Origin of the sequence: Natronobacillus azotifigens (assembly GCF_026805325.1) — a bacterium.
Classification (GTDB): domain Bacteria; phylum Bacillota; class Bacilli; order Bacillales; family Amphibacillaceae; genus Natronobacillus; species Natronobacillus azotifigens.
The window spans coordinates 35,643-48,005 of record NZ_JAPRAT010000001.1; the positions used below are offsets into that span (position 1 = coordinate 35,643).

The window sequence follows — 12,363 nt, forward strand, 5'->3', positions numbered from 1 at the left end:
CTGTGAAGAAGCTTTCACAGGTTATGTTCAAATAAAATATGTGAAGTATTGAACAAAAAAGAGGAGGAAATAAACATGCCAGTATTGTATGTACCTAGTACGAATTTAGTTGGAAGAGGATGTTTGAAAGAGCTTGGACCATTTATTGAGGAATTAGGTTTTAAAAAAGCACTTGTTGTTACAGACAAATTTTTAAATCAAAGTGGAATTGCGGCAAAAGTAACGGATCAATTGAAGCAAGTAGCTGTTGACTTTGTTGTTTTTGACGAAGTAAAACCGAATCCAACAACGAAAAATGTTCATGATGGTGTTAAGGTTTTCCATGATGAAGGATGTGATTTTATTGTTTCCGTGGGTGGAGGGTCTCCACAAGATGCCGCTAAAGGTATTGGTTTAGTTGTAACAAATGGTGGAAATGTCCGTGATTTTGAAGGTGTTGGTAAGACAGCGAAAAAATCTATTCCAACGGTAGCGGTGAATACAACAGCAGGAACATCAGCTGAATATACGATCAATTATGTAATTACCGATGAAGAGCGTGAAGTGAAGATGGTAATGGTTGATAAAAATAGTTTAGTAGCTGTTTCGGTTAATGACCCTGAATTAATGTTGGGTAAACCGAAAGATTTAACTGCTGCAACGGGGATGGATGCATTAACTCATGCCATTGAAGCAATCGTAACTCCAGGTGCTTATAAAATTACTGATGCGACAGCTTTAGCTGCAGTAGAAACAATTTTCGAATATTTACCACGGGCAGTAGAGGATGGTAACGATATTGAAGCCAGAGAACAAATGGCGTACGTAATGTTTTTAGCTGGACTAGCTTTTAATAATGCAGGACTTGGTTATGTTCACGCAATGGCTCACCAATTAGGTGGAGTTTATGATTTGCCGCATGGTGTTTGCAATGCGATGCTTTTACCGATTGTAGAACGAGAGAATGCAAAACGTGCTCCGAAAAAATTCCCTGCCATTGCGAAAGCGATTGGAATCGACACAACAAATAAATCAGAAGAAGAATGTGCTGCAGCGGTTATCGAAGCGATTAAACAATTATCCATTACAGTTGGTATTCCTACGAAACTATCAGAATTGGGTGTAGAAAAAGTTGACTTGAATAAATTAGCAGAAAATGCAATGCAGGATGCTTGTGCTCCTGGAAATCCGTTTACGCCTACAAAAGAAGAAGTAATAGAAATGTTTAAAGAAATTTTATAGTAGAATAAAAAAGCAAATTATTCAAAAACAAAACAACGATTAATTGTTGTTTTGTTTTTGTTTATGTTGAATTATTTTTGTTTATAAGGTAAAATAAAGCTAGAATAATAGAAATGGGGTACTTAACAATGGGAAAACAAATCGATAAAGTTATTGAAGCACCGTTTGTCAAAGAAATGATGGAAGTGACACAAAACATGTGGAATAATTACTGGGATGAGCGTAATGGAGGGAATGTAAGTTATTTGCTTGAGGAAGATGAAGTGAAAAAATATCTTGATCCAAGTAATGTAGTTAAGACATTCTCTCTTGACTTTCCTGTTAAGGATCTAGCAAACCGTTATTTTATTGTGACAGGTTCTGGAAAGTACTTTAAAAATGTAATGAATGATCCAGCAGATACGTTAGCAATTCTAAAAGTTGCTAGTGATGGAAGCTCTGTTGATTTACTATGGGGACTTGAGAATGGTGCGAAACCAACGAGTGAATTACCTTCACATTTCATGAGTCATATGGCTCGATTAAAGCAAGATCCTAACCATCGAGTAATTATTCATACGCATACAACAAACGTTATTGCAATGACTTTTGTTCATGATCTATCACCGAAAGCATTTACAAAAACGTTGTGGCAAATGTGTACGGAGTGTGTTGTTGTTTTTCCAGAAGGGGTCGGTGTCCTTCCATGGATGGTACCCGGTACAGATAAAATTGGCTTAGAAACAGCAAAATCGATGGAAGAACATCGTCTTGTAGTATGGCCACATCATGGTATCTTTGGTGCTGGTGAGTCGATTGATGATGCGTTTGGGTTGATTGAAACAGCAGAAAAAGCTGCTATGGTTTATATGTTGGTGGCATCACATCAAGGTGGAATCAAACAAACGATTACCGATCAAGAATTACTTGATTTAGCAGAAGCGTTTCATGTAACAGCAAATCCAAAATATATGTAATATCTTAGAGTTATGGATCTTTCCATAACTCTTTTTTAGAAAAACATAAGATCTTATCTGCTGTATTTTTCGTGTTTCACGTAGCAGTCTAATTGCTTGTTGTTTATAGAAACGATAGAATAAAGGTAGTTTTTGAATTACTGGAACGGATCATTCAACTTTTTTATTATACGGTAAGGAACTAAAAAGATTTTAACGATGAAGCAATAGAGATGAAGATAAAATATCTTAATATTAAGGATAAGGCAAGTCGTCATATTGTATAAGAGAGAAAGTGAATATGAGTTTTTCTAAAGGAAAAGAGGTAGAAATAGTTATGTTAGTTGCGGAACGGCATCAACAAATCATTCAGTTATTAGATGAAAAGAAAACGATAAAGGTTGCAGAATTAAGTCGTTTTTTTTCTGTAACGGAAGAGACAATCCGACGAGATTTAGAAAAGTTAGAGAAAGAAGGCTTTCTCAAGAGAAGTCACGGGGGAGCAGTACTTAATGAAGATAAAGGAAAGCTTGATATTCCTTTTGAACAACGGGAAGTTACCAATGTAGAGGAAAAACAAAAAATTGCTAGAATGTCGATTCGTTATGTTCATGAAGGGGACAGAATCATTCTTGATGCAAGTACTACCGCATGGTATATGGCGAAAATCATTCCTGACATTCCCCTTACGGTTGTAACAAACTCTTTAAAGGTTGCTGCTGAATTAAGTAAAAAAGAAAAAATCACAGCTATTTGTACAGGCGGTACCTTATTAAAAAATTCCCTTTCGTTTGTGGGGCCATTATCCGTAGAGTCCCTTGATCAATATTATGTGAACAAAGCGTTTATTTCCTGTAAAGGACTGCACTTAACTCGTGGCTTTACTGAATCAAATGAGCAAGAAGCACTGGTGAAACGTAAGATGATAGAAATTAGTGAACAAACATATATGATGCTCGATGATAGTAAAATAAACATTCAAGCTTTTGCGAAATTAGCCAAACTAGAAGTGGTTGATCACCTCCTCATCAATCAACCCTTAGAAACAAATGTATTAGAAGAGATAATGGAGCACTCCCCAAGACTTAAGATACACTCGTAACGGTGCCTGTCACCGCCCGTTTATTGTCATTTTTCGTCGAATGATGTAATATAAAGAACCGATACACCATACTATGTGTCGGTTCTTTGTCGTATATCGAGATTTACTTTGTCGATAATAAGATCGTCAAAACATTTAACAAAAACACAGAACAATATCATCCATATCGTACTATATTTATTACTCATCTGAATTATTTGAGGATCTTGCATAGGAAAAACCACTATGATTTTAATGATTTATAACAGAAAAAAATAAGTTTTTTCCGTTATTAGTGGAAAAAATATAAATACTTCGTGACTTGAAAGCGTTTTACAATGTAAAGTAGGATTAACTATGCGGGAGGGGCTACGAATGAATACAAGACAAGAACACATACTGAAAGAATTAATAGGTAAACAAAGTCCAGTTACCGGAGAACAACTTGCTAAATTAATTCAAGTCACCTCTCGTACGATTCGAAATGATATTAAGGAAATCGATAAGTTACTAGAAATAAAGAATGCTGGGGCAACGATTACTTCGATAAGAGGACAAGGATACCAACTTGATGTTACGGATGAAGTGAAATTCAAACATTTTATTCGAGAGGTGGTTGAAGTAGATGAAACAGTACCAATCGAACCAGAGGATCGTGTCCATTATCTTGTCAAAACGTTTTTACTAAGTTCAACGTATTTAAAAATTGAAGACTTAGCTGATGAATTGTTTGTCAGTCGTTCCACACTTCAAAATGATTTAAAAGACGTTAAGGTCATTCTTAACAAGTATCAATTACAATTATCGAAACGACCGAATTATGGATTAATCTTAACTGGAAAAGAAAAGCAAAAACGCTATGCTATTTCGGAAATCTTATTTAGACGAACAACAGTTATTGTTGATAAATTTAATCAAGAGGAATGGTTACTTCCGAATGAACAAATGGATCTTATCCATCAAATTGTTTTACAGCAATTAAAAGTTGTCCAGTTGAATTTATCAGACATAGCTCTAAATAATTTAGTGGTTCATATTGCAATTGCGTGTAGGCGAATTAAAAGTCAGCAATATGTCGAATTAGTGAATCAAGACGAGAACGATATACTTAAGAAAAAAGAATATGATGTTGCAAGATCAATTATTCATGAAATTGAGCTTTCGCTGGGGATTTCTTTTCCCACCGTTGAAATATCTTATGTAGCTATGCATTTGTTAGGTACAAAACTATTTTTAAACAATGATGGGACGAAACTAAGAAATAGTTTTGATAAAGATATTCTCATCACTGTTCATAAGATGATTAAGCGAGTGGAAGATCAAATGCAGTTTGGCATTGTAGATGATCAAGAGTTACATGCAGCTATCGCCATCCATTTAAAGCCAGCAATTCACCGTTATAAAAACCATATGAACATTCGAAATCCTATGCTTGAAGCGATTAAAGTGAATTATCCAGTAGCATTTGAAGCAGGAATTATAGCCTGTCAAGTAATTGAAGAGGACTTTGATATTAGTGTTGATGAAAATGAGATTGGCTATATCGCACTTCATTTTGGTGCAGCAATAGAAAGGGCAAAATTGCAAACGAAACCTAAGCGATGTCTCATTGTTTGTACCACTGGTTTGGGCAGTTCTCAACTTTTGTTATATAAAATGCGTGCGAAATTTGGCAGTCAATTAACTATTATTGGTGCAACAGAATTACACAACTTGTCGAAATACGATCAAGACACTATTGATCTTATTGTTAGTACGGTGCCATTACCAGAGTCGATTAACATTCCACATATTGTGATTAACACATTATTAGGCGCTAATGAATTAGAGAAAATTGAAGAAATGTTAGACTCAGAAAACTCACCGGTTATCGAACGGTATTTAGATGAAAATCTTATCTATTTACATTTGGATCTAAAAACACCGCAAGAAGTGATCGAATATTTAGGAAATGAACTAATTGATAAAGGCTATGTCGACAAAGGAATCATTGAATCAGTATTGGCTCGTGAGCAAGCAGCTTCAACTAGTTATGGTAATTTAGTTGCAATACCTCATCCGTTAGAAGCACAATCTGATCGTACATTTTGGACTTTAGCTACACTAAAAAAGCCAATTGATTGGAGTGGAAATAAAGTTCAATTTGTTTGTTTACTGCATGTTGCAAATGAGAACAAAGAAAGTCTTGAGCCGATGTATAAAAATTTAATTCGTTTTGTTGATGACCGTAGAATGATAGATGAAATTTTAGAAGAAAAAAATAGGGATTCTGTCTTAAAACTATTGAAAAGAATGTGACAATATGGTACATTCTTTTCATTTTTTTTGAAAGAATAATCGTACAAAAAGTGAAGTATTTCCTAAGTGAACGGAAATTCATTCGTTATAGATTCGTTCCGCTACTAGTGGAAAAACTGTAACTTTAGATGTAAGCGTTTTACTTGTATAGTGTAAGTAAGATAAATAAACGATCTAAAAAGGGAGGATACAGAATTGGAAAATCAAGAAGTGATAATGGGGATAATCATACATGGCGGTAATGCAAGAAGTGCTTCGATGCGCGCAATGGCTTCAGCCAAAAAAGCAGAATTTGACGAAGCAGAAAAGTTTATAGAAGAAACAAATGAAGAATTAAATAAAGCCCACCGAATTCAAACAGATCTTATTCAAGCAGAATCAAGAGGAGATAAAACAGAAATTTCTTTATTAATGGTTCACGCTCAAGATCATCTAATGAATGCAATGACAGTAAGAGATTTAGCATTAGAAATTATTGATTTAAATAAAAAAATAACTCAACTTTCAGGAGGTAATTAAAATGAAAAATATTTTATTGGTTTGTGCCGCAGGAATGTCAACAAGTATGTTAGTTAACAAAATGGAGAAAGCTGCTGGAGCTAAAGAGGAAGAGATTAAGATTGCTGCAACATCCGGTGGAGACATCAAGAAATATATTAAAGATGCAGATGTGTTGTTATTAGGTCCACAAGTATCTTATTTGAAAGATGACTATGCCAAGCAATATGGTGGATCAGATGGAATACCAGTAGAGGTAATTAACAGTATTGATTATGGAACAATGAATGGCGAGAAAGTATTAGATTGGGCACTAGATTTAATAAAATAAAGAATACTAAAGGAGGAAATTATTATGGCTTTATCTGGTTTTCAACAAAAGTTGCAGTCCGTTGCAGGAAAAATTAGTTCTAATCGTTATTTGAAAGCCATTTCTGATGGGTTGATGTCTGCTTTACCAGCACTAATTATTGGCGCTTTTTCTACATTATTAAGTGGGATGCAGTTTGAAGCTTACCAAAACTTTATAACTAGTACTGGAATAAAGGAAATATTAGAGTTACCCGCTCAATATACCACGAATATGATAGCAGTTTATGCCGTGTTTTTTATCGCTTATCGATTCGCTGGATCATTTGATAAAGACGGTGCGCCAGCAGGATTGATTGCACTTATGTCATTCTTTGTTTTAACGCCTACAGGATTGTTAGGTGAAAATGATGCGATTGCATTACCATTTCAATTTTTAGGAGCACAAGGGTTGTTTGTGGCGATTATCGTAGGTTTAATTAGTTCAAGACTTTATGTGTTCATTGTTGATAAAGGATTTACGATTAAGATGCCAGACGGTGTACCACCAACAGTAGCAAAAACGTTCACAGGTTTAGTGCCCGGAATTCTCATTGTTGTATTATTTACGATTGTAAGCTTCTTGTTTAGAATGACAGAGTTTGTAAGTATGCATCAATTTGTGTACTCCTTCATTCAAACGCCAATGCAAAATCTTGGTGGCGGTTTCTGGTCATTAATTGCTATGACGTTAGTAATTCATACTTTATGGTTGCTTGGTATTCATGGAATGTTAGTTATTTTACCAATCTATTTGAGTATTTGGATGCCTCTAGGTGTAGAAAATCTAGATGCAATCGCAGCTGGTCAAGAGCTTCCGAATATTGTGAATACTGCATTTGCACAAGTTTTCATGTTATTAGGCGGTTCAGGTGCAACATTAGGTTTAGCTATCATTATGGCATTCATGGCAAAAAGTAAGCGTTATAAAACATTAGGTAGAATATCTTTACCCGGAACTATTTTCGGAATTAATGAACCACTTATTTTTGGACTACCTATCGTTTTGAATCCTTATTTGGCAATACCATTTGTAGTTGCACCACTTGTAGCCGTTATTATTCCATACTTTTTAATGGCATCTGGAATAATTGGGAAGTTAGCAGGAGCACATTTACCATTAGGCACACCTGCATTCTTCAATGCAATTCTTCAAGGTGGAGTAGTCATCCTCATTGTTCAAGTGTTGATGATAATTGTTACAGGTCTTATCTACTATCCATTCTTCCGTGTTATCGATAAGCAAGCTTTGAAGGAAGAAGAAGCTGCATAAGTTAAGAAAAAATAACTGGTGTGTAGAAGTGACATGCCAGTTATTTGTTATTTCCTGTACTTATTGGTTTAGCGAAGTGATATCTCTACTAAGTGTTTAATTTTCAAGGGAGGAAACAAAATGAGTTTACCAAAAGATTTTTTATGGGGTGGAGCAATTGCTGCAAACCAAGCAGAAGGAGCCTACAAAAAAGACGGAAAGGGCACTTCATTGGTTGATATTTTACCATCTGGAAAAGAACGACGCGATGCTTTATTTCATCCCCAAAAAGCATTAGAAACAAATTTTAACCATTATCCAAGTCACGAAGCAATAGATTTTTATCATACGTACAAAGAGGATATTAAGCTTTTTGCAGAAATGGGATTTAAAGTGTTTCGAACGTCCATTTCTTGGCCACGTATTTTTCCTAAAGGAGATGAATTAGAGCCGAATGAAGCTGGATTAAGGTTCTATGATGATGTTTTTGATGAATGTAAAAAATATGGGATTGAACCACTTGTTACATTGAACCATTTTGATACACCGTTATATTTAGTAACAGAATATGGTGGATGGCGTAATCGAAAATTAATTGAATTTTATGAGCGATATGCAAGAGTAGTATTCGACAGGTACAGTGATAAAGTGAAATACTGGTTAACTTTTAATGAAATTAATATGTTATTGCATATTCCTTTCTTTGGTGGAGGTCTCATTATTTCTGATGATGAAAATGCTAACCAAGTAAAATTTCAAGCGGCTCACCATCAATTAGTTGCTTCTAGTTTAGCAACGAAGGTGGCGAAAGAAATAAATGGAGACGAGTTTATGATTGGTTGTATGTTGGCGGCTGCTGAAATCTATCCATACTCTTGTCATCCGGATGATATGTTAAAATCGGTCAAAGAAAATCAAAAACAGTACTTTTTTATCGATGTACAATCTAAAGGTGAATATCCTTCTTATACAAAGCGTCTATTCAGAGAACTGGATGTTGAATTGGAGCTAGAACAAGGGGATGTGGAGATTTTAAAACAATATCCTGTTGACTTTATCTCATTTTCCTATTACTCATCAAGACTTACTAGTGCAGACCCAGAAGTATATAAAACTAACAAAACATCAGGTAATGCTTTTGCTTCATTAAGAAATCCACACTTAGAAGCATCAGATTGGGGATGGCAAATTGATCCTGTAGGTTTACGCGTTACGATGAACAATTTGTATGATCGCTATCAAAAACCTTTGTTTATTGTAGAAAATGGTCTTGGTGCTGTTGATGAACTGAAAGATGGAATAGTGGAGGACGATTATCGAATTGACTATATGAGAGAACACTTAAAACAAATGATTGAAGCCGTAGACGATGGTGTGGACTTGATGGGATACACTTCATGGGGGTGTATTGACCTTGTCAGTGCAGGTACTGGTGAAATGAAAAAACGTTATGGTTTCATTTATGTAGATATTGATAATGAAGGAAAAGGAACAGGTAAACGTTACAAGAAGAAATCATTTGAGTGGTATAAGAAAGTGATTAAATCAAATGGAGAAATATTATAAAATGGAAAAAAACGATAAAGTGTTAAATCATGGATAACTTTTCGGAACAGATATAGACGTCTCCAACTCAGAGTACCAAAAATAGGCAAACTTAACGAAGTAATCTATAATAAGTCATCATCGATAAGCAAGCTTACCGGTGATGACTTATAACTTCATTCACTCCAGCTGCTACAATCTAACCGATGTTCTATGTTTGTTCATGCATAAATTTTTAATCACAAACCAATTATTATCATGATGGATGATCTATTTATTCCCATGGTAATAGATGTGTTGAAAGATCAGGATATTCCAACTACTTCCTCATTAAATCATCCTCTGATGAAAGACCACGTACTATAATTTGTACATCCCTTAAAGTAATTTATACCTCCACCAACAATAATTGCGATACCCCTCACTCGTCCGTTTAATCACTTACTTGTCTGTATGAAAACAGGATTAATAACCACAACATCTTTTGTATTTCTTTTCACTTCCACATGGACAGGGATGATTTCGTCCAATTTTCTTTTGTATATTCTTGTTTGGCTCTAGAATTTTTTGTGATTTTTCTGTATTAGAATAAGCGGTATCTCGTAATAATTGAGCGTGTGTCATTTCTTTCTCCCTTAACTCGGATGGTGTGTTTCCTTTCAATTTCCACATGCGCGTATTGTCTAAAATATGTAGTAGTTCTTTCGATAATTGCTGATCAGTTATTGTAAGAGAATTCCTAGACATTCTTGTTCTCCTTTATGAACTCAAAAAAGCATATAGAATACCTGTTAATAGTTTACAAAGTTAAGAATATAGGGACATACGTATCAACAGTAGTTTTGTCGAGTGAAGATTGATTGATTGTGTCTTAACAAAAAAAGAAGAGCATTTCCATGTTCAATTGTAGCAATATAACCTAATTTGGTTCGTTGTCGCTTAAAATATAAATGTAAAATTAACATTATATGGTATGAATAAAGTGCTTCCTATAATGAAAAATAAAGTATGATGTAAAAATAGGAGGATATACAATGACTAAAAATACTTGTAAATGGATTTTGTTTGGTTTTATTTTTTTGTTTTTAGGTCCTTTTCTCGGGATAACACCATCATCTGCTACACCACAAAGGGAGGACTTCCCGAATCCAGAAGGTGGATCTGAGTTAACGGAACGCGTTCGTTATCCTGTATCAAATTATATTCTACAAGAGAGATACCCAGAAATCATGGTATTAAGTGGTGATCGAACGAAAAATCAAATTGCATTAACGTTTGATGATGGACCAGATCCCCGTTTCACTCCTGATGTATTGGATGTATTAAAAGAGTATGATGTTCAAGCTACTTTTTTTGTAACAGGAGCACGTGCGGAAGAGTATCCTGATCTTCTTCAACGAATCAATGAAGAAGGACATATTATTGGGAACCATACGTATGGGCATCCGAATCTTGTTGAAAAAGCAGATCTTGATGTTCTAGAAAGTGAAGTAAAGCGAACAGAAGACATCATTGCTGGTTTCGTTGGATATCGGACCAAATTATTTCGAGCGCCTTACGGATTTTTGTACAATGAGTTAGTAGAGACACTAGGTGAGTTAAATTATTCTGTTGTCGGTTGGACGGTTGATTCCTTAGATTGGCAAGAGTCAGAACCAGAAGTGATTTCCTATAACGTACTTAGTAATGTACATCCAGGTGCGATCATTTTAATGCATGATGGTGCCGAGTGGGAAGGAGATCGAACAAATACGATCAAATCCCTTCACCGAATTATCCCTACTTTAAAAGATCAAGGCTTAGAGTTTGTTACCGTACCTGAGTTAGTGGACATTGCCTATCAGCAATAATCCAGTACAATGAACAAATATGCCTGATTTCAGGGTGATAGAGGTTCAAATGAAATAAGAACTTTTGAAAATGAAACTACACGATCCTCTATGAACGCATCCAGCGCTTAAGAAGAATTGAAACATGCCAGTGAGTCTTGTTCTCACTGGCATGAATCATCATAGCATTATTCAACACTACAGAGTGCTTTTCTTACGAGGATAGGGCCAATTAGTTCAAATACAACAACAGCAGCTAAGATGACTGGCATAATCGAGTTAGGTGAGAATATCTCTTTTTGCTCCGCTATAATCGCAAGACCGATTGCGACACCGGCTTGTGGTGTTAATGCTCGTCCTAAATTTGTTTTCCACGATATTGGAAAATCGGTGAATAAACTGCCTAATCTTGTGCCAACCAACTTACAAATAAATCGAGCTATGATATAAACAGCGCCAATTTGTCCAACGGCGGGAAGAACTGATAAATCAAGTTTTGTCCCAGCTAAAGTAAGAAAAGCGAGTAGTATTGTACCTTCTACAGTAAATAGTGATCGACTAATTCTACTCGCACGTTTACTAAAGTTAACATAAATAACCCCTGCAATAATGGTTGCCAGAAGAGCGGGCGTATCTAGTTGATTCGAGACTCCAACAGTCATTAAAACAGCGCCAAGAACGGAAACAAGAATGTGCCCATCTTTCTTGGCATATTCTGCGGTTAAGATAAGGAAGATACCTGCAACAAGTCCAATTAAGATCGCAAGTCCAAGATCTCTTGTTGCCATTATCCAAAAAGGTGCACTACCATCTGGTAGATTTCCACCGGTCACTTGTAGGAAGCTTAATACGATACCAAACAGCGTAATCGCAAATAAATTATCTAATGCGACAACAGATAATAGCACTTTACTGAAATTTGCTTTACCAGGATTTTCACGAATACAAGCAATGATGGCGCCTGGTGCGGTCGCTATACTAATGACTGCTAAGATTAAAGCGTAACGGAAGGGAACGTTCGTAAAGTATAAAGCAAGAAATACAAACAATAGAGTTATAAGAGCTTCTGCAAAAAATACTTTCGTCACGTTACCTGCGAGTTTCTTAACTTTTGACCATTGGAGCTCTGCCCCTATGGAAAGTGCGATCACGCCTAAAGCGAGATCATTAATAGGTGTGAGATCGGTTAAAACATCGCTTTGAACGATGCCTAAGACGGATGGACCTATGAGAATTCCTGCGATAAGATTACCGGTAACAGAAGGTAAGTTTACTAATCTAGCTATTTTTCCACCCGCAGCACCTGCAAGTAATATAATCCCGATAGCTAATGAAATATTCAATTCAAAACACCTC

The 12,363-nt window shown here is 35.6% G+C and carries 11 protein-coding genes; 9 read left to right on the forward strand and 2 right to left on the reverse strand.

The features are described 5' to 3' along the window. Nucleotides 1–75 precede the first annotated feature (75 nt). From OWO01_RS00145 to OWO01_RS00180, 8 genes are all read left to right on the forward strand, one after another. Nucleotides 76–1,221, forward strand: coding sequence for an iron-containing alcohol dehydrogenase (locus OWO01_RS00145; RefSeq protein WP_272505924.1), 1,146 nt, complete (start codon nucleotides 76–78; stop codon nucleotides 1,219–1,221). 128 nt (nucleotides 1,222–1,349) lie between these two features. After that, nucleotides 1,350–2,177 (forward strand): rhamnulose-1-phosphate aldolase, encoded by an 828-nt coding sequence (rhaD, locus tag OWO01_RS00150; RefSeq protein ID WP_268778391.1) that lies wholly within the window; start codon nucleotides 1,350–1,352, stop codon nucleotides 2,175–2,177. Nucleotides 2,178–2,457: 280 nt separating this feature from the next. After that, entirely contained in the window at nucleotides 2,458–3,258 is an 801-nt protein-coding gene (locus OWO01_RS00155) for a DeoR/GlpR family DNA-binding transcription regulator (protein ID WP_268778392.1), read from the forward strand. Between the two features lie 354 nt (nucleotides 3,259–3,612). After that, nucleotides 3,613–5,535, forward strand: a complete 1,923-nt coding sequence (locus OWO01_RS00160) for a BglG family transcription antiterminator (RefSeq protein ID WP_268778393.1) — start codon at nucleotides 3,613–3,615, stop codon at nucleotides 5,533–5,535. A 195-nt stretch (nucleotides 5,536–5,730) separates the two neighbouring features. Beyond that, nucleotides 5,731–6,054, forward strand: a complete 324-nt coding sequence (locus tag OWO01_RS00165) for a PTS lactose/cellobiose transporter subunit IIA (protein ID WP_272505928.1) — start codon at nucleotides 5,731–5,733, stop codon at nucleotides 6,052–6,054. Nucleotide 6,055: 1 nt separating this feature from the next. After that, a complete protein-coding gene (locus tag OWO01_RS00170) occupies nucleotides 6,056–6,364 on the forward strand; it encodes a PTS sugar transporter subunit IIB (protein WP_268778394.1) in 309 nt (102 codons plus the stop codon). A gap of 24 nt (nucleotides 6,365–6,388) precedes the next feature. Further along, entirely contained in the window at nucleotides 6,389–7,654 is a 1,266-nt protein-coding gene (locus OWO01_RS00175) for a PTS sugar transporter subunit IIC (RefSeq protein WP_268778395.1), read from the forward strand. 120 nt (nucleotides 7,655–7,774) lie between these two features. Beyond that, on the forward strand, nucleotides 7,775–9,199 hold the full coding sequence (locus OWO01_RS00180; RefSeq protein WP_268778396.1) for a 6-phospho-beta-glucosidase: 1,425 nt from the start codon (nucleotides 7,775–7,777) through the stop codon (nucleotides 9,197–9,199). 444 nt (nucleotides 9,200–9,643) lie between these two features. On the opposite strand, the gene OWO01_RS00185 is transcribed toward OWO01_RS00180, so the two are convergent. Continuing rightward, entirely contained in the window at nucleotides 9,644–9,925 is a 282-nt protein-coding gene (locus tag OWO01_RS00185; protein ID WP_268778397.1) for an SEC-C metal-binding domain-containing protein, read from the reverse strand. 287 nt (nucleotides 9,926–10,212) lie between these two features. Here OWO01_RS00185 and OWO01_RS00190 point away from each other — a divergent pair, with 287 nt between their 5' ends. Continuing rightward, entirely contained in the window at nucleotides 10,213–11,028 is an 816-nt protein-coding gene (locus OWO01_RS00190; protein WP_268778398.1) for a polysaccharide deacetylase family protein, read from the forward strand. A gap of 167 nt (nucleotides 11,029–11,195) precedes the next feature. Here the strand turns inward: OWO01_RS00190 and OWO01_RS00195 are convergent, their stop codons facing one another. Beyond that, nucleotides 11,196–12,350: a cation:proton antiporter gene (locus OWO01_RS00195; RefSeq protein ID WP_268778399.1), complete on the reverse strand. Its 1,155-nt coding sequence runs from the start codon at nucleotides 12,348–12,350 to the stop codon at nucleotides 11,196–11,198. Nucleotides 12,351–12,363: the final 13 nt, after the last annotated feature.

Bases quoted from the DNA above. Each gene is read 5' to 3' on its own strand.
- OWO01_RS00190 (WP_268778398.1), top strand. From the start codon at position 10,213: ATGACTAAAAATACTTGTAAATGGATTTTGTTTGGTTTTATTTTTTTG.
- OWO01_RS00180 (WP_268778396.1), top strand. From the start codon at position 7,775: ATGAGTTTACCAAAAGATTTTTTATGGGGTGGAGCAATTGCTGCAAAC.
- OWO01_RS00160 (WP_268778393.1), top strand. From the start codon at position 3,613: ATGAATACAAGACAAGAACACATACTGAAAGAATTAATAGGTAAACAA.
- OWO01_RS00175 (WP_268778395.1), top strand. From the start codon at position 6,389: ATGGCTTTATCTGGTTTTCAACAAAAGTTGCAGTCCGTTGCAGGAAAA.
- OWO01_RS00185 (WP_268778397.1), bottom strand. From the start codon at position 9,925: ATGTCTAGGAATTCTCTTACAATAACTGATCAGCAATTATCGAAAGAA.
- OWO01_RS00145 (WP_272505924.1), top strand. From the start codon at position 76: ATGCCAGTATTGTATGTACCTAGTACGAATTTAGTTGGAAGAGGATGT.
- OWO01_RS00155 (WP_268778392.1), top strand. From the start codon at position 2,458: ATGAGTTTTTCTAAAGGAAAAGAGGTAGAAATAGTTATGTTAGTTGCG.
- OWO01_RS00170 (WP_268778394.1), top strand. From the start codon at position 6,056: ATGAAAAATATTTTATTGGTTTGTGCCGCAGGAATGTCAACAAGTATG.
- rhaD (WP_268778391.1), top strand. From the start codon at position 1,350: ATGGGAAAACAAATCGATAAAGTTATTGAAGCACCGTTTGTCAAAGAA.